Raw genomic sequence first — 20,390 nt, forward strand, 5'->3', positions numbered from 1 at the left:
TCTCTCTTTCATACTACATCTGTATCTACTTTAATGAAAATAATTTTATTACATTTGGTTTTTTAACATTTCTTTATCAATGATTACACATATAGAAGGCAAGCTCGTAGAAAAAAATCCAACAGACGTTGTTATAGATTGCAATGGTGTCGGCTATTTTATCAATATATCATTACATACATTCTCTCAAATTCCAAGTAATGAAAAATTAAGACTTTATACTTATTTATTGGTCCGAGAAGATTCTCATAGTCTTTATGGGTTTTCGTCTAAGGTAGAACGTGAAATTTTTAAATTATTAATTTCTGTTAGTGGTATTGGAGCCAATACTGCGCGTACAATGTTATCATCGCTTTCACCAGACCAAGTAAAGGAAGGAATTGCAAGTGAAGATGTTGCTTTAATTCAGAGTGTTAAGGGGATAGGGATAAAAACAGCTCAGCGTGTTATTATCGATTTAAAAGATAAAGTGTTAAAAGTCTTTGGTATGGAAGAACTTTCTTTAGCCCAGAGCAATACTGATAAAGAAGAAGCGTTATCAGCTTTAGAAGTGTTAGGCTTTAACAAAAAACAATCTGAAAAAGTTGTAGAAAAAATATTAAAAGCCCAACCAGATGCCCAAGTGGAGCAAATTATTAAAGAAGCTCTAAAAAACTTATAATGCAATTGAATAGACCAGAACATAAGCAAAGCTTCTCTTTTAAATGTTACTTAATGTTAGCTTTTGTAATGCTAATAGGTAATTTTGGTTTTGCACAAGAAGAAGAACAAGAGACAGAACAAGATTCTACTAAAACAACATTTGCATTTGGTAAGTTAAACATGCCAAATCCAAACAGTATTGTTTCAAAATATACATATGATCCTGTTTTAGACCGCTATGTATATTCAGAAAAAATAGGGAATTTCAATATTGATTATCCATTAATTCTTACTCCAGAAGAATATCAAAAAAGAGTATTGGAGGAGAAGATGAAGGATTATTACAAAAAAATGGCCGATGCTGCAGCGGGTCAAAAAGAAGGTTCTGAAGAAGATCAGAAAAATTTATTGCCAGAGTTTTATGTAAATTCAGGATTATTTGAAACTATTTTTGGAGGAAACACTATAAATATAATTCCCCAAGGTTCTGTAGAGGTCGATTTAGGTATTCTTTTTTCAAAACAAGATAATCCTACACTGTCACCACAAAACAGATCGAATTTCACATTTGATTTCGATCAGAGAATTAGTTTAAGCTTATTAGGTAAGGTTGGTACAAAACTTCAAGTTACTGCAAACTATGATACAGAAGCAACTTTTGATTTTCAACAAGTTGTTAAATTAGAATATACACCTACAGAAGATGATATTATTCGTAAAATTGAAGTAGGTAATGTTAGTATGCCATTAAATAGTTCTTTAATTACGGGAGCACAAAGTCTTTTTGGTGTAAAAACAGAATTGCAATTTGGTAAAACGAGAGTGACAGCTGTATTCTCAGAACAACAATCAGAATCTACATCTGTTATAGCAGAGGGTGGTGGTACTGTTGAAGAATTTGAGTTTTTTGCACAAGATTATGATGAAAATAGACACTTCTTTTTAGCTCAGTACTTTAGAGATAACTACGATAAATCTTTATTACAATATCCATTTATTAATAATCAAGGACTTCAAATTACCAAAACAGAAGTTTGGGTAACTAACAGAACTAACGAAACTGAAAATGTAAGAAACATTGTTGCGTTTCAAGATTTAGGAGAATCTGATCCAGGTAATATAGGGTTAGATCCTTTACCGGCCACTTTTATTAACAATCTAGGAGCAAAACCAAATAATGAAAATAATGATTTTGACCCAACAAATATAGGAGGAGCGGGTTCATTATTAACAGAATCAGTTAGAGATATTACAAATACACAAGGCGGTGTTAATGTATCAATCCAAGAAGGTTTTGATTACGGTAAATTAGAGTCTGCTCGTAAATTAATAGAAGGACAGGATTATGTGCTAAATTCAGATTTAGGATATATTTCATTAAGTCAGCGTTTACTTAATGATGAAGTTTTAGCCGTATCATTTCAATATACGTTAGGTGGTCAAGTATTTCAAGTTGGTGAATTTGCTAATGATGGTGTAGAAGCTACCTCTGTAGATAATACAACAGGAACTGCTGTAGTTAGTAACCAAAGTTTAGTGACTAAAATGCTGAAAAGTGCTGTGACATCTGTAGATCAGCCTATTTGGGATTTAATGATGAAAAATATCTATGATACAGGTGCATATCAATTAAGTAAAGAGGATTTTACATTAAATATTTTTTATACAGAAGCATCTTCTGTCAATTATATAACTCCAGCGGTTGTTGGTGGTTCTGAAGTTCCTTTTCCTGCATTTACGGATGGTACAGAAATAAGAGAAACACCATTAATACGCCTTTTTCATTTAGATAAATTAGATTATAATGGAGATGCACAAAGTCAAGGAGATGGTTTTTTTGATTACGTAGAAGGCGTTACTGTTTTATCACAAAATGGGAAAATTATTTTTACAAAAACAGAGCCTTTTGGGCGTTATTTATTTGATATTTTAGATGATGATAGTAACCCTAGTAATAATGATGTTGATTACGAGGATGTTGCAGATACACAAAGTGGGTTTAATGAAAACCAAAAGAAATATGTTTATGATATTCTTTATAAATCAACCAAGACAGCGGCATTAGATGAAGCAGAGAAAAATAAGTTTCAAATACAAGGACGTTATACAAGTAGTGGAAGTGATAGTGGTATTCCTATAGGGGCATTTAATGTGCCTAGAGGTTCTGTAACAGTAACTGCAGGTGGACGTACACTTATTGAAGGACTAGATTACACGGTAAACTATACATTAGGGCGTGTAGAAATTTTAGACGAATCATTAATAGCATCAAACACACCAATTAATATATCTGTTGAAAGTAATTCTGTTTTTGGTCAACAAACAAAAAGATTTGCTGGTGTTAACGTAGAACATCAATTTAATGAGAATTTTGTTTTAGGAGCTACATTATTAAATCTTAGTGAACAACCCGTAACTCAAAAAGCTGATTATAATTCTGAATCTATTAATAATACGATTTTTGGTTTTAATGGTAATTATTCAACAGAAGTTCCATTCTTAACACGGATGGTAAACAAATTACCAAATATAGATACAGATGTTCCTTCTAGTCTTTCTGTAAGAGGAGAGTTTGCTTATTTATTACCAGGAGCGTCAAGTGGGACTGATTTTAATGATGAAGCTACGGCTTACATTGATGATTTTGAAGGTTCTCAAGGCGCTATAGATTTATTAAGTCCAACATCTTGGACACTTTCTAGTCGTCCCTTAAATTTACCAAACAATGTACCAGGTAGTGATGTAAATGGAATACAAAATGGTTATGGTAGGGCGCTTTTAAACTGGTATACTGTAGATCCTATATTTTACAGTACTCAAAGACCAAGTGGTATAACAGATGATGATATTTCAGATTTATATACACGTCGTGTTTATATAGACGAAATATATGACCAAGATATAGCTCAAGGACAAACAACAGTAATAAATACTTTAGATTTAGCTTATTATCCTAGAGAACGTGGTCCTTATAATTTTGATCCTAGTGCAGCAAATGATACAGCATTAAACCCTATTAACAGTTGGGCAGGTATCACAAGACAAATAACGTCTACAGATTTTGAACAGGCTAATGTTGAGTATATCGAATTTTGGGTTCAAGATCCATTTTTAGATAATCCATCAAATGCCGGAGGTAAATTATATTTAAACCTTGGTAATATTTCAGAAGATATTTTAAGAGATGGTAAAAAGCAATATGAGAATGGTTTACCCGAAGATGGTGATGTTTCAACTTTAACCAGAACTGATTTTGGTAGTGTAGTGCCAGAAAATCAATCTCTTGTTTACACCTTTGGTACCACAGGAGCAGAACGGACTAATCAGGATGTTGGATTTGATGGTTTTAATGATACAGAAGAATTAGTGGAATTTGGTTCACAGTTTGGTGAAGATCCTGCGAATGATAACTATACTTATTATTTAAATACGGATGGAGATATCTTTAATCGTTATAAAAAATATAATGGTACAGAAGGGAATTCACCAGAAACCTTTACAGATACTAACAGAGGTTCTACTACACAACCCGATGTTGAAGATATCAATAGAGATAATACTATGAATACTATTAATAGTTATTATCAATATGAAATAGATATTACAAGTAACTCTTTAAATCTTTCTAACTCAATAGTTAATGATGTTAAAACAGAAGATGTAACCCTAGCAAATGGAGGAACAAGGACAGTAAAGTGGTACCAATTTAGAATACCTATAGCTGATAGTGATATTCGCGAAGCAGTAGGAGGTATTTCAGATATTCGTTCTATACGTTTTGCACGTTTATTTATGTCTGATTTTACAGAGACTACAGTGTTGCGTTTTGCTTCTTTAGATTTAGTTCGTAGTGATTGGAGACGTTATACTTTAGATTTAGATAATGATGATACAAATAACAGTACTAATGTAGACTTTAGCGTCGGTGTTGTAGGTATACAAGATAATGCAGGGTATGTAAGACCTCCAGGAGTGGAACAAGAAGAGATAAATAGCAATAACACAATTATTAGTGAGAATGAGCAGTCGTTAGTACTTCAGGCTTGTGATTTAGCACCTACAGATTCTAAAGGGGTTTATAAGAATATTGATTTAGATATGCGCCAGTATAAGAAATTGCGTATGTTTATTCATGCAGAACCACAGGATGGAAGTCTTTTGGAACCTGCAGAAATGGTTGGGTTTATTAGAATGGGTAATGATTTAACAGAAAATTATTATCAAATCGAAGTGCCTTTATTACCGTCTAGTGATGCCGAAGGAAGTATAAGAGAACAAGTTTGGCCAGAACAGAATGAAATTGAGATGCCTCTTGAGTTTTTACAAACAATTAAATCATTAGGTATTTCTGCAGGAACTTTAAGTAATGAAGATGCTACTTTTTATGATGTTATAGATGGTGAGCTAGATGAAAATCCTTTAGGAACATTAAATCCACTTTATGGAGATATTGTAGATACTGAGAAAAAACAGCGCGTAGGTATTAAAGGGAATCCTAATTATGGTGATATTAGGGTTTTAATGGTCGGTGTAAAAAATTCAGGTGTTACAGAAATGAGCTCTTGTAGTGAAGTATGGTTTAATGAACTTCGTATGTCTGATATGGAGGACGAAGGGGGTTGGGCCGCTATTTTAAGTATGGATACTAAAATTGCGGATTTTGCAGACATTAGTGCAACTGGAAAACGAAGTACTGTTGGTTTTGGTAGTATAGAACAAGGTCCTAGTGAACGCAGCTTAGAAGATGTAAAGCAATATGATGTTGTTACTAATATACAATTAGGACAATTATTTCCTAAAACTTGGGGCGTTCAATTACCATTTAATTATTCGCAAAGTGAAGAATTAATAACACCCAAATATGATGAGTATTATAATGACCTTACCTTAGAATCTAGATTAGATGCTGCAACTTCTAGCGAAGAAGCAGATCTTATTAGTGAGCAATCAGAGGATTATACAAAACGTCAAAGTGTAAATTTTATAGGAGTAAGAAAACAAAAAACAGGAGAGGCTAAAAAGCATTTCTATGATGTAGAAAATCTAACCTTAAATTACTCATATAATAAAGTAGAACATCGTGATTTTGAAATTGAAAATTCTTTAGATCAAACCGTAAGAGCAGGTGCTAATTATGTTTATGCTTTTGAGCCATTAAAAATTGAACCTTTCAAAAAGAATGATTCATTATTTACAGGTAAAAACTGGAAAATATTAAAAGATTTTAATCTAAACTTACTGCCCTCTAGCTTTTCTATAAATTCAGATTTTAATAGACAGTTTAATAAACAGAAATATAGAGATGTAGAATTAGGTGAAGATAATATTGGTCTTGAAGAATTATTTAGAAGAAGTTACACATTCAGTTTTCAATATGCTTTCAATTATAATATTACAGATGCATTGAGTTTAAACTTTACAGCAGCTAATACTAATATTGTTCGTAATTATTTTATAGATGATCAAATGGAAGAACAAGATCCTGAACTAGATGTTTGGGATGGTTTCTTTGATTTTGGAGATCCTAATTATCAGACACAACAGATTCAAGTAAATTATGAATTGCCATTATATAAAATACCAGCATTAAGCTTCTTTAGGTCTACTTATGCATACAGTGGTGCTTTTCAATGGCAAAAAGGTTCTGATTTATACACCGACTTAGAGATTATAGATGATGAAACAGGTGTTTCTGAAATAGTTAATTTAGGAAACTCAATTCAGAATTCTAATACACATACGCTTAACTCTACTCTTAATATGGAAACCTTATACAAGACTTTAGGGTTAGTAAGAAAAGGGAAACAAAAAGGTAGAGGAAGAACAAGATCAACAGTTGCAAGTAGACGTTCACCAAGTCCAGATTCAAAAAGCAATACAAATGCTAATAGTGCAGCAGATGAGACAAGTGCAGGAGATAAAGCATATAATACACTTATAGATATTGTTACTATGGTAAAACGTGTACAGTTTAACTACGCGGAGAACAATGGTACTTATTTGCCTGGTTATTTACCAACTCCAGGATTTATAGGAACTCTAAAACCAACTGTTGGGTATACTTTAGGTAGTCAGAGTGATATTAGAAGTCTAGCGGCTAGTAACGGTTGGTTAACAACGTATTCAAGTTTTAACGAGCAATACACAGAGGTTACAAATAAAATACTTGATTATTCGATTAATGTAGAGCCTCTAACAGACTTAAAAATAGATTTTACAGGTAATAGAACTTATGCTGAAACTACAACTGAAAGTTTTAATACAACAGATACTAATAATGATGGTTTAAGTGATGAGTATAATGATTTAATTACAAACTCTTACGGGAACTTTAATATCTCAACCGTATTATTTAAAACAACATTTAATAAAAGTGATGAAAATCAATCGACTACTTTCGATGATTTTAGAGCTAACCGATTAATCATAGCAAATCGATTAGCAAAAGAATTTTATGGAGATACACCTTACAGTACAGACGCTGATGGTTTTCCACAAGGTTTTGGTAAAAATAGTCAGCGTGTATTATTACCAGCATTTTTATCAGCATATCAAGGCTCTGATCCAGAAAAAGTAAATACTAGTGCATTTAGAGATATTCCAATTCCTAATTGGAACTTAAAATACACAGGCTTAATGAAACTACCATGGTTTAAGGAACGCTTTAAACGTTTTTCTGTTCAACATGGTTATCGTTCTAATTATACTATAAATCAATTTAGTACTAATTTAAATTATACAGAATACGATAAAGATTTAGGTTTTGATTCGCCAGGAAATGAAGATGCTTTAGACGAATCTGATAATTTAAAAAATGAAACTTTATTTAGTAACATTAATTTAGAAGAACAGTTTAGTCCATTAATTCGTTTAGATTTTGAAATGAAGAACTCTATTAAAATCTTAGCCGAAATTAAAACAGATAGATTATTGTCGCTTAGTTTTGATAATAATTTAATGACAGAAATTCAAGGTAAAGAATATACATTAGGATTAGGTTACCGTTTTAAAGATTTAAGAATCCGATCAGAGCTGGCAGGACCAGGTCAGATCATTGTAAGTGATTTAAATATGAGTTTAGATGTATCGGTAAGAGATAATAAAACGATTATAAGATACTTAGATTTAGATAGTAATCAAATTACAGCAGGGCAAACGATTTGGGCATTACAATACAATGCTGATTATGCTTTTAGTAAAAATTTATCAGCTATATTTTACTTTGATTATAGTTTTTCTGAATTTGCTATTTCTACATCATATCCACAAACCTCAATTAGATCTGGAATTACATTACGATATAATTTTGGAAATTAAGCTTGAATTGAATCTATTAAAAAATTACATTTGCATCTAAAATTTATAATTACTCTATAATATGAATATACCATCAGAATTAAAGTACACAAAAGATCACGAGTGGGTGAAAATTGAAGGAGATATAGCCACTATTGGAATTACAGATTTTGCGCAAAGCGAACTAGGAGACATCGTTTATGTAGAAGTTGATACCTTAGATGAAACTTTAGAAGCAGAAGAAGTATTCGGTACTGTTGAAGCCGTAAAAACTGTTTCAGACTTAATGTTGCCATTATCTGGTGAGATTGTAGAATTTAACGAAGGATTAGAAGATGAACCTGAAAATGTAAACACAGACCCTTATGGTAGTGGTTGGATGATTAAATTAAAGTTTTCAGATGCATCTCAAATAGAGGGTTTACTATCTGCAGAAGATTATAAGTCACTTATTGTTGGTTAAAAAAGTACTTCTGCTAATGTCAATCGTTTATACGTTGGCATTAGTGGTTGCGAGTTTAATAACTCTAAATGGTGTGCCTAGTATAGGTTCGTCATTCGATGATAAAATTTATCATATTGTTGCTTATTTGTGTCTGACATTAGTTTGGGGACTTTATTTTAAATCAAAGCATTTGTTTTTAAAATTATGCTTTGCTGCTATTTTTCTTGGCTTTATATTAGAATTGCTACAATATCTAATTACAGAAAATAGAACTTATGATACATATGATTTAATTGCAAATAGCATCGGTGCCGTTTTTGGTACATTAATTGCAAGTCAAATAAACATATATAAATAAAATTAACCTAAAGCCTTGTTTTTTTTACTATTTATTGGTTAAATTAGCAACGTTATATTAAAGAAAAATAATATGGAACCTAAAAAGAATCCGAAATCAGACGTAAGTAGAAACAGTTCGCTGTACTTCGCTGTTGGTTTAGCCTTAATGATGGGGATAGCCTATATGGCAATTAATCACAAGACTTACGATCCCGTAAGTGTAATTGCAGATTCTCTAAATTTAGATGATGATTTAGATGAAGAAGTACCAATTACAGAACAAATAGTAACCCCACCACCACCACCACCGCCGCCACCAGCAGCGCCAGAAATTATTGAGGTTGTAGAAGATGAGGTTGAGATAGAAGAAACTGTAATTGAATCTACAGAAACTGAAATGGAAGCAGAAATTGTTGAAGTTGAAGAGGTAGAGGTGGCTGAAGTAGAAGAAGATTTAGAAGTACCTTTTTCTGTTATTGAAAATGTAGCCGTTTTTCCTGGTTGTGAAAAGGAAAAAGGAAATGCTGCTAAAAAACAATGTATGAACGATAAGGTAAATAAATATATCGGTAGAAAGTTTAATACAGACTTAGCTGGTGATTTAGGATTACCTCCTGGTAAAAAAAGAATTTTCGTTCAATTTAAAGTAGATAAGTCTGGTAACATTACAAATATTGTAGCTCGTGGTCCTCACCCAGGATTAGAGAAAGAAGCAAAACGTGTTATTGGTGGTTTACCTAAAATGAAACCAGGTAAACAAAGAGGAAAAGCAGTGGTTATGCCATTCTCTATTCCTATTGTATTCCAAGTACAAGACTAAGAATAAAATAGAATTTTTTCTAATATAAAAATCCCGTTCAAAATTAATTGAGCGGGATTTTCGTTTTGGTATGCTTATTGTGATTTTATCATAATATTAACATTTAAAATCATATTATGAAAAATTCTAAAAAAGAATTCAGCGGTACTGGTCAGAGTACTACTGAGGTGAGAAAATCACAAAAGCACGATGCAAATTTACAAAAAAACTCAAGCCTTTATTTCCAAATAGGTTTGATACTTTGTTTATTGGGTACGTATGCACTTTTTGAAATGCAATTTCAAGAAAAGAAAATCAACTTTGTTGAAGAAGAAGTTGAGGTCGATAAACTTACAATCGATTATGTGCCGCCCTACATCGTTGAGGTAATTAAACCAAAAACTATAGAGAAATTGCCTAGTAGCGATTTAATCGATATAGTTAAGGTTGTTAAAGACGATGATCCATTTGTTCAAAATGTTATCGATTTACCAAAGAGCAATAAGTCTATGGTTGAAACCCCATTTACCTTAGGTGATGTACCAGATGTAGATACATCAGATGATGTTATTGTCGATTTTGTTGCCGTAGAGAAAGTTCCTGTATATCCAGGTTGTGAAAAACGTAAGACAAATGAAGGTCGTAAAAAATGTATGTCAGATAAAATTAATAAATTAATAGGTAAAAGATTTGATGTAGATATTGCTTCTGGTTACGGGTTATCTGGTAAGCAAAGAATTTTTACCCAATTCACAATTGATAAATTAGGTAATGTAACCGATATAAAAATAAGAGGTCCACATCCTGTTTTAGAAAAAGAAGCTAATCGTGTTATTAATAAGATTCCTAAAATGAAACCAGGAATACAAGGTGATGTTCCTGTAGGTGTAGTGTATTCTCTTCCTATAACATATCAAGTTAGAAATTAATTAACAGAAATAATTAGAAACCGCTATTCTCTATATAGCGGTTTTTTTATGCCTAAATAGAATCGATGGTTACTAAAAAAAATAAGTATCTTTCGCCCATTAAAAATTAGTATTATATGAAGCGCATTGTGCTATTTGTTATCTTATTAACGACCACTTATGATTATGCTCAAACCCTATTGTCATACGAGAAATCTCCAGTATTTAAGGAATGTAACTCGGTTGAAGTAGATCAATTAAAATCATGTTTCAACTACACTTTGAATAGTTTTATTTATAAAAATTTTAAAACACCTCAAATCGTTATTGATGAGTCTTATGTGGGTGATATTAAAGTTTTATTTGAAGTTAATAAAGAAGGAGAATTTAGAACATTATACATAGATGCTATTTATGATGAATTAAAAATTGAAAGCAAACGTGTTTTCGATTCACTCCCAAAAATAAAACCAGCAACTTATAATGGTATTCCAACATTTGTTCAATACAGTATTAGTATTAATATTCCATTAACCGAGCCAATAAAGGTTGTAAAGCTAACTGTTGAAGAAGAAAAGGAGTTAAGTGAAAAAGAAGCTCTAAATCTTACTTTGTCTAGTGAGTTTGATGATGTTAATAAAGCATTGAAAGCCTATGAGAAACTTGAATATAGTAGTGAATTAAATATTCCTTTTACACATTCTTATTACGCAAGGTTTGATGACGAAATGAATGCTATTGGTACTAATAGTCATACCGCATCAAAACCATTTGTTTATATTGATGTGGCTAGGTATTATGATATTAAAGCAGAAAAAGAAAGCTTAGTAAAAGATACAGATTCTTGGTTAGGTAGAAAGTTGTTTAATGAGCACTTAGTAGAAGTTCAAGGTAAAGATTATTGGTTTACAATAGATCCTATTTTAGATTTACAAGTAGGAAAAGATACTGAGGCTGATTTTAATACCACTTGGAACAATACAAGAGGTGTAAATATTCAAGCCGGATTAGGAAAACGTTTTAATTTATCAGCTTCGGTTTATGAAAGTCAAGGTAGGTTTGCGGATTACTTTAATCAATATGCAGAGAGCTTGAAGGCTTTTGGACCAGATCCAGCCATTATTCCTGGTAGAGGAATAGCAAAGAGTTTTAAAGAGGATGCTTACGATTACCCTGTTGCAGAAGCTTACTTGTCTTATACACCAGCAGACTTTTTAAATGTACAATTTGGTCACGGTAAAAATTTTATTGGTGATGGTTATCGTTCTTTATTGCAGAGTGATGTTTCAAGTCCTTATCCATACTTAAAACTGAATGCTACATTTTGGAAAATTAAATATACCAGCACGTGGATGTGGTTAAAAGATGTTAGAGATGAAGTTGTAGATGATAAAGCATTTTTAACTAAGTATATGGCTAATCATTATTTAAGTTGGAATGTTTCTAAACGATTAAATATAGGTTTGTTTGAATCTGTAATATGGGCTGATTCAAATGGAAGAGGTTTTGATGTTAATTATTTAAATCCTATCATATTTTTTAGAGCTATAGAATTTCAAACAGGTCAAGGTGCCGGTAATGCTATTTTAGGATTATCTTCAAAATATAAATGGAATAATAAAGTAAACCTATATGGACAATTTGTTTTAGATGAATTTTCATTAGGAGATGTTAAAGCTGGAGAAAAAAGTTGGAAAAATAAATTCGGATATCAGTTAGGGGTTAAATATTTTAATGCCTTTGATGTCGATAATTTATTGCTTCAAGCAGAATATAATCGTGTAAGACCTTATGTTTATTCTCATAATACACAAATTCTAAATTATGCAAACTTTAATCAACCAATGGCACATCTTTGGGGTGCTAATTTTAAAGAATTGGTATTAATTGGGCGTTATAATTATAAACGATGGTTTGGTGATGCTAAATTTATATTTGGGCAACGTGGTTTAGATTATAATACAGATGAAGATAGTTTTTCTTACGGTGGAGATATTTACAGAGATTATAACGATCGTAATGCAGATATAGGTATAGAAATAGGACAAGGAAATAAAACTAATAGTTTTATGACCGAAATACAAGCTGGTTATTTATTAAACCCAGCAACCAATTTAAAAGTATTTACAAATATTATTTATAGAGACTATAATCCTGAAACTATTACTGCTTCAACTACAGATTCTAATACACTTTGGTTTAGTATTGGTGTAAGAACAGATATATTTAATTGGTATAATGATTTTTAATTTCATTGCTATAGAACTTTAATTTTCTAAACATCATTGTCGAATTGTAATGTCGTAATAGTCAAGTGCTATTGTTAAAACTAAAGTTTAACGTTGGTTAGGATTATTTTTCAGACTATCTTCGCAATCATTTTTACAAAAAACATATAATTTGAGCAGTACAAAATCTTCGCTATCAACAGTTTCTGTGGTAACAGATTTCAAGGAAATTACCAAGATGGGTTTGTCCTTAAGTGTGGTATTTTCTTCTATTGCTGGTTATTTTCTTGGAGCAGATACTATTAATTTTGCAACGCTTGCTTTATTAGCTTTTGGTGGCTATTTTATGGTTGGTGCTTCAAATGCTTATAACCAAATCATTGAGCGCGATTTAGATGTGCTAATGGATAGAACCAAAAACAGACCTATTCCTGCAGGGCGTATGTCTGTTAATACAGCATTTATAATAGCTGTGTCATTTACCATTTTAGGATTAGTTACTTTATATATTATTAATCCTAAGACAGCCATGTATGGGGCAATTTCAATATTTTTATACACAAGTGTCTACACACCTTTAAAGACAAAAACATCATTATCTGTGTTTGTTGGGGCTTTACCTGGAGCTATTCCTTTTATGTTAGGTTGGGTAGCGGCTCGTAACGAATTTGGTATTGAGCCAGGGACTTTATTTGCGATTCAATTTTTTTGGCAATTCCCTCACTTTTGGTCTATAGGATGGTTTTTACACGATGATTACAAAAAAGGAGGCTTCCATATGTTACCAACAGGGAAACCAGATAAGGGAACTGCTGTGCAAATAATTATGTATAGCATTTGGACTATCATTGCTTCTATAATACCTGTATTCGGTATGTCGGGTGATTTAAAATTATCTATTGTTGGTGCTATTTTAGTTTTTATATTAGGTTTGGTAATGTTGTTCTATGCTTTTAGATTGTTTAAAGAGCGAACAATAAAAGCCGCAAAACAACTCATGCTATCTAGTGTGTTTTATATTACAATGTTGCAAATTATATATGTTGCAGATAAATTTTTAAGAGAATGGATTTAACACAAGGGACAAGTGCGCAAAAAATCGCTAGGTCTAAAAAAATGATGATATGGTTCGCCATAGGTTCTTTAATTATGTCTTTTGCAGGTTTACTAAGTGCTTTTATAGTGAGTAGTAAACAAAGACTTAATGAAGATTGGTTAGTTGATTTTCAATTACCAAATGCTTTTTTTATAAGTTTAATACTTATTTTAATAAGTAGTTTAACCTTTATTTTAGCAAAACGAGCACTGCAACAAAACAAAATACAACTGGTATCAGTGTATTTATTGGTGACTTTAGCTTTAGGGATTGGATTTATTTTTAGTCAATTTACAGGTTTTGGACAGATTATTTCTGATGGTTATTATTTTACAGGACCAACAAGTAATATCACAATGTCTTATATTTACGTTATCGCAGTATTGCACATAGCGCACGTTATTGCTGGGCTAGGGTGTTTAATTGTTGTGATTTTTAATAACTTTAGACATAAGTATAATCCCGATAATATGTTGGGATTTGAACTCGCAGCAAACTTTTGGCATTTCGTAGATATACTATGGCTTGTGCTCTTTTTGTTTTTATATTTTTTTAAATATATAATTTGATTATTTTTGTCCATCTAAAAAATTTAAATAAATTCTATGGATTCTACGGTAGTTAGTACTGGTACAGAAGAAAAAACTTGGGGTGGTGGTAAAGATCCACTAAAGGCAAGTTACGGAAAGATGATGATGTGGTTCTTCATTGTATCTGATGCATTAACATTTTCAGGCTTCTTGGCAGCTTATGGTTTTTCAAGATTTAAATTCATGACCGAATGGCCAATTGCGGACGAAGTGTTTACACACGTTCCGTTTTTACATGGTCAAGATTTGCCAATGATTTATGTGGCGTTTATGACGTTCATCCTTATTATGTCATCAGTAACTATGGTATTAGCTGTAGATGCGGGTCATCACATGAACAAATCTAAAGTAACCATATACATGTTCTTAACCATTATTGGTGGAGCTATATTCTTAGGTTCTCAAGCTTGGGAATGGGGAACTTTTATTAAAGGTGATTACGGTGCTGTTCAAACTAATGGTGGAAATATTCTACAATTTGGAGAATATATTACTGTTGATGGTGAAAAAACATTTAAGCGTGTATCAATTGAGGATTTAGCGATTACTCAACCAAGCGAGCGTGTAGACCATGAGCGTAAAAACGGAATATGGTTTACAGATGAAGGTACTTTACCACTTTTCTCAGTAGATGAAATTTATGCAGGTTTAGCTGCAAATGAAAATGTTTTAGTAAGAAATCAGATTCTTGATGAAAACGGTCATAAAACTGTATTGTCTAGAGCAGAGTCTTTAAAACAAATAAAAGAAAACGGTAAATTAGTCGTTAAAGGAGCTAACCTTCAGGTTAATGAATATGGGCCATCTTTATTCGCAGATTTCTTTTTCTTCATTACTGGTTTTCACGGATTCCACGTACTTTCAGGTGTAATACTTAATATCATTATTTTCTTTAATGTTGTATTAGGTACTTACGAAAGAAGAGGAAGTTATGAAATGGTTGAGAAAGTTGGGTTATACTGGCACTTTGTCGATTTAGTATGGGTATTTGTATTCACATTTTTCTATTTAGTATAAAAAGAAATTAAGATTATATTATGGCACACGAGCATAAATTAGAAATATTTAGAGGACGTTGGAAATTTAAATCTAACATCGAGAAAATCTGGGGAGTTTTAGTATTCTTATCTGTAATAACAGCAGTTGAAGTTATATTAGGTATCTATAAACCAGAAATATTAATGCATACATGGTTAGATCCATTAGAAGGCGGATTCTTTGCTACAATAGGAAACATGATTTTATCACCTATCGTATACATGAAACCCTTAAACTTAATATTCATTCTGTTAACAATTGTAAAAGCCTATTATATTGCATGGGACTTTATGCACTTGAGAGATGAAACAGGAAGTTTTAGAAAAATGATAGTTTGGACAGGAGTTTTCTTAATCTGTTACTTAGTTTTTATCCTTTTACAAGAAGGAGGATATGTGTTTAGTGTTTATAATGCTGATCATGCTTTAATAAAGAAAGATTTTTAAGTAAAAACAACATATTAACACTAAGTAAAAGCTAAGTGTTAAATACAATTAAAAGGTGGTTTTTCTAAACCACCTTTTTTATTTTTGCATATTCGTAATCTAAGATAGATTATACATTATAAAGCCATTAAAATAAGAGCTATAGTTCTCAGCAGATGAAAATAGTTAAAGTAAAACGCTATATCGTTCTAGGTATATTATTCTTCCTACCAGTGGCATTCTTATTAATGCTATATCCAGCAAAACATAATTACATACCATTAAACATCGTAAATGAAAAAGTATCTGATATCGATGGTTTTCATTCAGATAGAGATGGAGAGCTTTTATTAAAAGATCATATAACCGTTTTAGGATTCTTAGGTAAATCTCCTTTAGATCATATGATTGCTGCTTCAAACTTAAAAGAATTAGTCTACGATAAGTTTAAGGGGTTTAAGAATTTTCAAATTGTAATTGTTGTTCCTGAAGGCACAGAAAAAGAAATTGAAGCGCTTAAGAAAGAAATAAATACTTACGAAGACTTAAAGTATTGGCATTATGCTTTTGCTACAGAAGGTGAAATAAAAATGCTTTATAGTTCATTAAAATCTAAAGTTAATTTATCAGATGATTTATCTGTAAGTAATGTTTTTATTGTAGATAAAGATCTTAATCAACGCGGAAGGATTGATGGTAGAAACGAAAGAGAGATAGAAGAAAATAAACCAAAATTTAGTGTTTATTCTTATGATGCGATTCAAGTAGCCGAAATAAAAAACATGATGAGTGATGATGTTCGAATTTTATTTACAGAATATCGTCAAAAGAGAACAGGTAAATTTGAAGGCTCTAATACAAGAAGAACTAAAGAAATAAATAAGAGTAATGAGTAAAAAAACAAACTATTCGTATATCGGAATTGCGTTTATTATTCTAGTTTTTGGAATTATTTTTGTTCCTAAAATTATAGATCGTGTAAGTGAAGGAGATGTTATTAGAGATGAAAGTCGAAGTATTAATGTTTTAAATTCATCAGTAGAAGGTGCTAAGCATAATAAAAGTGATTTAGCATATTTAGAGATCAATGGAGTATCTAAAAAAGTACCTGCTTTCAGTTTTACAAATCAAGATGGAAAGACGATTACTAATGAAGATTATTTAGGTAAAGTTTATGTTGTAGAATTTTTCTTTACAACATGTCCAACAATTTGCCCTATAATGAACAGGAATTTGGTAGATGTTCAAGAAGATTTTAAAGATTTTGAAAATTTCGGAGTTGCTTCTTTTACTATCTCACCAGAAATAGATACACCAGAAGTTTTAAAAGCTTATGCAGAAAAATATGGAGTAACAAATCCAAATTGGAATTTTATGACAGGTGATGAAGCTGTTATTTATAAGTTAGCAAACGAAGGTTTTAATCTTTACATTGCTAAAGATGATACTGCAGAAGGTGGATTTGAACATTCGGGAAATTTTGCATTAATTGATAAAGAAGGATTTATAAGATCTAGAGTTGATGATTTCGGAAACCCAAAGATTTTTTATAATGGATTAATTTCAGAAGCTATTGGTATAGATGATGATGGTATTACTCAAGAAATCACTATCTTAAAAGAAGATATTGCTAAATTACTGAAAGAGTAATATGCCTCACTTATTATTTTAACTAGCTGTAGAAGCTACAATACCTATGGATATGGATACAATTGATACTGAAAAAGCTAAGAAATACAATAAGTGGATTATTGTGCTGTCTATAATCATTCCTGTTGTAGTAGCTATTTTATCTCGAGTTAAACTACAAGACTTGGGTTTTGATGTAGCACCGTTAACATTTTTACCTCCAATTTATGCTACCATTAATGGGTTTACTGCATTACTTCTAATTAGTGCATTTGTTGCTATTAGAAAAAAGAATGTAGTACTTCACGAAAGCTTAATGACTACTGCTGTTTGGACATCTGTTGTGTTTCTTGTAATGTATGTTGCATATCATATGACAAGTGATTCTACACCTTTTGGAGGAGAAGGAACTATTAAATACATCTACTATTTTATCTTAATTACACATATCATTTTATGTATTGTAATTATTCCGTTTGTGCTTATCACTTACGTAAGAGGAATTACTAATGATAGAGCACGCCATAGAAAAATAGCAAAAATCACATTTCCTATGTGGTTGTATGTTGCAATAACGGGAGTTATTGTGTATCTTATGATCTCACCTTATTACATTTAATTATGAAACGTAAAATCGGTTTATCACTTATTGCATTTTTTTTCTTTATCTCTACTAATGCTCAATGCGCCATGTGTAGAGCTGTTTTAGAAAGTGGAGAAGATCAATCTGCAGCAGAAGGTATAAATGATGGTATCGTTTTTTTAATGGCAGTACCTTATATTTTGGTAGCTACTATAGGTTTTATTATTTATCGAAAATATAATAAGACAGATAATTCAGAAAATATAGATTAATATCTGTAACATTATTTAAAGATATTCGTCTTATGTATAACTAATCATTTCATTCATATCTACATATAGGTGTAATTTAATGTTTATTTGGTGTTCATAATTTGTAGGTGTAAAACTTTTCAAGTTATAAAATAATTGTATCCGCTAACCTAACTACATTATGATTCAAATAAAGGATTTGCACAAGTCTTACCATATGGGAAGTAATTCACTTCACGTATTAAAAGGTATTAATTTTGATGTTAAAGAAGGAGAACTTGTATCTATCATGGGCTCTTCTGGTTCAGGTAAATCTACATTGCTTAATATTCTTGGAATGCTAGACGAAGCAGATGAAGGACAATACATATTAGATAATGTTCCGATTAAGAATCTTAATGAAAAAATAGCCGCCAAATATAGAAATGAATTTCTCGGATTCATTTTTCAATCCTTCAACCTTATCAATTACAAAAGTGCTTTAGATAACGTTTCTATGCCTTTATATTACAAAGGTGTAAAACGTAAAGAACGAACTGAACGCGCTATGCATTATCTCGAAAAAGTAGGTTTAGCACAATGGTCTCATCATTTACCAAGCGAACTTTCTGGAGGTCAAAAACAGCGTGTTGCCATAGCAAGAGCATTAGCAAGTGATCCTAAAGTATTATTAGCAGATGAGCCAACAGGGGCATTAGATACCAAAACATCTTACGAGGTTATGGAGCTTATACAAGGGATTAATGACGAAGGAAAAACGATTTTAATCGTGACTCACGAAGATGATATTGCACACATGACTAAGCGTATCGTTAATCTTAAAGATGGTTTAATTATAGATGATAGTCCAGTAGAACAAATAAGAGCTTCTGCACATGTTTGATTTAGAACGTTGGCAAGAAATATTTGAAACACTTAGTAAAAATAAATTAAGAACGTTTTTAACAGGTTTATCTGTAGCTTCTGGTATTTTTATTTTGGTAATTCTTCTAGGGTTTAGTGAAGGAATTTCTAATGGTGTAAAATCTCAATTTGAACAAGATGCAACAAATAAGATTTCTGTTTGGACTGGTGTAACCACTAAAAGTTATAAAGGTTTAAATCCAGGCCGTTATGTGCAATTGAAAAATTCAAGCTTTGATGCTATTGATAATCAGTACGGTGATTATTTTGAATACAGAACTAAGGATTATATGATTTGGGGAGGAGCAGTTACTTTTAAAAATGAATCAGGTAATTACCGAGTTCGTGGAACCATGCCAGATAATCAATTTATAGAAAATGCAGATATTGGCTCAGGACGTTTTATAAATCAATCTGATATCAATGAAAGCAAAAAAGTAGCTGTTATTGGAAACAAAGTAAAAACAGATATCTTTAAAGGTGAAGACCCAATCAATCAGAATATTCAGGTTTTCGGAATGAACTTTAAAGTAGTCGGTGTTTTTTATGACCCAGGTGGAGACCGAGAAGAAGGTCAAGTTTATATTCCGCTTTCTACAGCACAAAAAGTATTTAATCAAGGTGAAAATATCAGAAATATGGCCTTTACCGTTAAGATGGCTGATAATTTTGATGAAGCTGTAAAAAGATCTAATGCTATAGCTTTAGGGGTTGAGCAAAAAATCAAAGAAATTCATACCGTAGCACCAGACGATTTAAGTGCTGTTAGGGTTAATAATACCTTAGAACAAGCAGAGAAAATTTATTCCTTAGTGGCAACGATACGTGCTGTGTTTTGGTTTGTTGGTATAGGTACAATTATTGCAGGTATTGTCGGTGTTGGTAATATTATGCTAATCATTGTAAAAGAACGCACTAAAGAAATAGGAATTAGAAAAGCTTTAGGTGCTTTACCGATGTCTATTGTTGGTATGATTTTACAAGAGGCTATTTTTGTAACTATGTTTTCTGGTTTATTTGGGTTAATCCTAGGATTAGGTTTATTAGAACTCGTTGGACCACAAATTGAAAGTGATTTTATAAAATACCCACAAGTAGATTTTAATATCGCAATTACTACAGTCTTTTTATTAGTATTTGCAGGTGCTATTGCAGGATTTATTCCTGCTTATAGAGCAGCCAAAATTAAACCAATTGTAGCACTTAGAGACGAATAAT

The 20,390-nt window shown here is 31.6% G+C and carries 17 protein-coding genes; all 17 read left to right on the forward strand.

Features of this window, described 5'->3' with window-relative positions; genetic code table 11:
• Nucleotides 1-79: 79 nt before the first annotated feature.
• Nucleotides 80-661, forward strand: a complete 582-nt coding sequence (gene ruvA / locus HSX10_RS04730) for a Holliday junction branch migration protein RuvA (protein ID WP_173587062.1) — start codon at nucleotides 80-82, stop codon at nucleotides 659-661.
• Nucleotides 661-7,959, forward strand: coding sequence for a T9SS outer membrane translocon Sov/SprA (sov, locus tag HSX10_RS04735; RefSeq protein WP_173587063.1), 7,299 nt, complete (start codon nucleotides 661-663; stop codon nucleotides 7,957-7,959). The genes ruvA and sov overlap by 1 nt, the downstream gene beginning before the upstream one ends.
• 61 nt (nucleotides 7,960-8,020) lie before the next feature.
• On the forward strand, nucleotides 8,021-8,401 hold the full coding sequence (gene gcvH / locus HSX10_RS04740; RefSeq protein WP_173587064.1) for a glycine cleavage system protein GcvH: 381 nt from the start codon (nucleotides 8,021-8,023) through the stop codon (nucleotides 8,399-8,401).
• Nucleotides 8,402-8,417: 16 nt separating this feature from the next.
• Complete coding sequence (locus tag HSX10_RS04745; protein ID WP_173587065.1) at nucleotides 8,418-8,741, forward strand: VanZ family protein; 324 nt, start codon at nucleotides 8,418-8,420, stop codon at nucleotides 8,739-8,741.
• Nucleotides 8,742-8,813: 72 nt separating this feature from the next.
• Nucleotides 8,814-9,542: an energy transducer TonB gene (locus HSX10_RS04750; protein WP_173587066.1), complete on the forward strand. Its 729-nt coding sequence runs from the start codon at nucleotides 8,814-8,816 to the stop codon at nucleotides 9,540-9,542.
• A 116-nt stretch (nucleotides 9,543-9,658) separates the two neighbouring features.
• Nucleotides 9,659-10,450, forward strand: coding sequence for an energy transducer TonB (locus tag HSX10_RS04755; protein ID WP_173587067.1), 792 nt, complete (start codon nucleotides 9,659-9,661; stop codon nucleotides 10,448-10,450).
• 116 nt (nucleotides 10,451-10,566) lie between these two features.
• Nucleotides 10,567-12,678, forward strand: a complete 2,112-nt coding sequence (locus HSX10_RS04760; protein ID WP_173587068.1) for a gliding motility protein RemB — start codon at nucleotides 10,567-10,569, stop codon at nucleotides 12,676-12,678.
• A 151-nt stretch (nucleotides 12,679-12,829) separates the two neighbouring features.
• Nucleotides 12,830-13,732: a heme o synthase gene (cyoE, locus tag HSX10_RS04765; protein WP_173587069.1), complete on the forward strand. Its 903-nt coding sequence runs from the start codon at nucleotides 12,830-12,832 to the stop codon at nucleotides 13,730-13,732.
• Nucleotides 13,723-14,322: a cytochrome c oxidase subunit 3 gene (locus HSX10_RS04770; protein ID WP_173587070.1), complete on the forward strand. Its 600-nt coding sequence runs from the start codon at nucleotides 13,723-13,725 to the stop codon at nucleotides 14,320-14,322. Before cyoE ends, HSX10_RS04770 begins: the two co-directional genes overlap by 10 nt.
• Nucleotides 14,323-14,358: 36 nt before the next feature.
• On the forward strand, nucleotides 14,359-15,360 hold the full coding sequence (locus tag HSX10_RS04775) for a cytochrome c oxidase subunit 3 (RefSeq protein ID WP_173587071.1): 1,002 nt from the start codon (nucleotides 14,359-14,361) through the stop codon (nucleotides 15,358-15,360).
• 20 nt (nucleotides 15,361-15,380) lie between these two features.
• Nucleotides 15,381-15,827 carry a cytochrome C oxidase subunit IV family protein gene (locus tag HSX10_RS04780; RefSeq protein ID WP_173587072.1) on the forward strand — a complete coding sequence of 149 codons (447 nt, stop codon included), beginning with the start codon at nucleotides 15,381-15,383 and terminating at the stop codon, nucleotides 15,825-15,827.
• Nucleotides 15,828-15,982: 155 nt separating this feature from the next.
• The gene (locus HSX10_RS04785; RefSeq protein WP_173587073.1) at nucleotides 15,983-16,702 is read left to right on the forward strand and encodes a hypothetical protein; all 720 of its coding nucleotides are present in this window, start codon (nucleotides 15,983-15,985) and stop codon (nucleotides 16,700-16,702) included.
• Nucleotides 16,695-17,456, forward strand: coding sequence for an SCO family protein (locus tag HSX10_RS04790; RefSeq protein WP_173587074.1), 762 nt, complete (start codon nucleotides 16,695-16,697; stop codon nucleotides 17,454-17,456). The genes HSX10_RS04785 and HSX10_RS04790 overlap by 8 nt, the downstream gene beginning before the upstream one ends.
• A 52-nt stretch (nucleotides 17,457-17,508) precedes the next feature.
• Nucleotides 17,509-18,054, forward strand: coding sequence for a DUF420 domain-containing protein (locus tag HSX10_RS04795; RefSeq protein WP_173587075.1), 546 nt, complete (start codon nucleotides 17,509-17,511; stop codon nucleotides 18,052-18,054).
• A 2-nt stretch (nucleotides 18,055-18,056) separates the two neighbouring features.
• Nucleotides 18,057-18,290: a hypothetical protein gene (locus tag HSX10_RS04800; protein WP_173587076.1), complete on the forward strand. Its 234-nt coding sequence runs from the start codon at nucleotides 18,057-18,059 to the stop codon at nucleotides 18,288-18,290.
• A gap of 160 nt (nucleotides 18,291-18,450) precedes the next feature.
• Nucleotides 18,451-19,152 (forward strand): ABC transporter ATP-binding protein, encoded by a 702-nt coding sequence (locus HSX10_RS04805; RefSeq protein ID WP_173587077.1) that lies wholly within the window; start codon nucleotides 18,451-18,453, stop codon nucleotides 19,150-19,152.
• On the forward strand, nucleotides 19,145-20,389 hold the full coding sequence (locus tag HSX10_RS04810; RefSeq protein ID WP_173587078.1) for an ABC transporter permease: 1,245 nt from the start codon (nucleotides 19,145-19,147) through the stop codon (nucleotides 20,387-20,389). The genes HSX10_RS04805 and HSX10_RS04810 overlap by 8 nt, the downstream gene beginning before the upstream one ends.
• The last annotated feature ends 1 nt before the right edge of the window (nucleotide 20,390 follow it).

The sequence above is a fragment of the Winogradskyella undariae genome (assembly GCF_013285155.1).
GTDB lineage: Bacteria > Bacteroidota > Bacteroidia > Flavobacteriales > Flavobacteriaceae > Winogradskyella > Winogradskyella undariae.

Bases quoted from the DNA above. Each gene is read 5' to 3' on its own strand.
- HSX10_RS04750 (WP_173587066.1), top strand. From the start codon at position 8,814: ATGGAACCTAAAAAGAATCCGAAATCAGACGTAAGTAGAAACAGTTCG.
- HSX10_RS04805 (WP_173587077.1), top strand. From the start codon at position 18,451: ATGATTCAAATAAAGGATTTGCACAAGTCTTACCATATGGGAAGTAAT.
- HSX10_RS04775 (WP_173587071.1), top strand. From the start codon at position 14,359: ATGGATTCTACGGTAGTTAGTACTGGTACAGAAGAAAAAACTTGGGGT.
- HSX10_RS04770 (WP_173587070.1), top strand. From the start codon at position 13,723: ATGGATTTAACACAAGGGACAAGTGCGCAAAAAATCGCTAGGTCTAAA.
- HSX10_RS04800 (WP_173587076.1), top strand. From the start codon at position 18,057: ATGAAACGTAAAATCGGTTTATCACTTATTGCATTTTTTTTCTTTATC.
- HSX10_RS04790 (WP_173587074.1), top strand. From the start codon at position 16,695: ATGAGTAAAAAAACAAACTATTCGTATATCGGAATTGCGTTTATTATT.
- gcvH (WP_173587064.1), top strand. From the start codon at position 8,021: ATGAATATACCATCAGAATTAAAGTACACAAAAGATCACGAGTGGGTG.
- HSX10_RS04785 (WP_173587073.1), top strand. From the start codon at position 15,983: ATGAAAATAGTTAAAGTAAAACGCTATATCGTTCTAGGTATATTATTC.
- HSX10_RS04760 (WP_173587068.1), top strand. From the start codon at position 10,567: ATGAAGCGCATTGTGCTATTTGTTATCTTATTAACGACCACTTATGAT.
- HSX10_RS04810 (WP_173587078.1), top strand. From the start codon at position 19,145: ATGTTTGATTTAGAACGTTGGCAAGAAATATTTGAAACACTTAGTAAA.
- HSX10_RS04755 (WP_173587067.1), top strand. From the start codon at position 9,659: ATGAAAAATTCTAAAAAAGAATTCAGCGGTACTGGTCAGAGTACTACT.
- sov (WP_173587063.1), top strand. From the start codon at position 661: ATGCAATTGAATAGACCAGAACATAAGCAAAGCTTCTCTTTTAAATGT.
- HSX10_RS04745 (WP_173587065.1), top strand. From the start codon at position 8,418: ATGTCAATCGTTTATACGTTGGCATTAGTGGTTGCGAGTTTAATAACT.
- ruvA (WP_173587062.1), top strand. From the start codon at position 80: ATGATTACACATATAGAAGGCAAGCTCGTAGAAAAAAATCCAACAGAC.
- HSX10_RS04780 (WP_173587072.1), top strand. From the start codon at position 15,381: ATGGCACACGAGCATAAATTAGAAATATTTAGAGGACGTTGGAAATTT.
- HSX10_RS04795 (WP_173587075.1), top strand. From the start codon at position 17,509: ATGGATACAATTGATACTGAAAAAGCTAAGAAATACAATAAGTGGATT.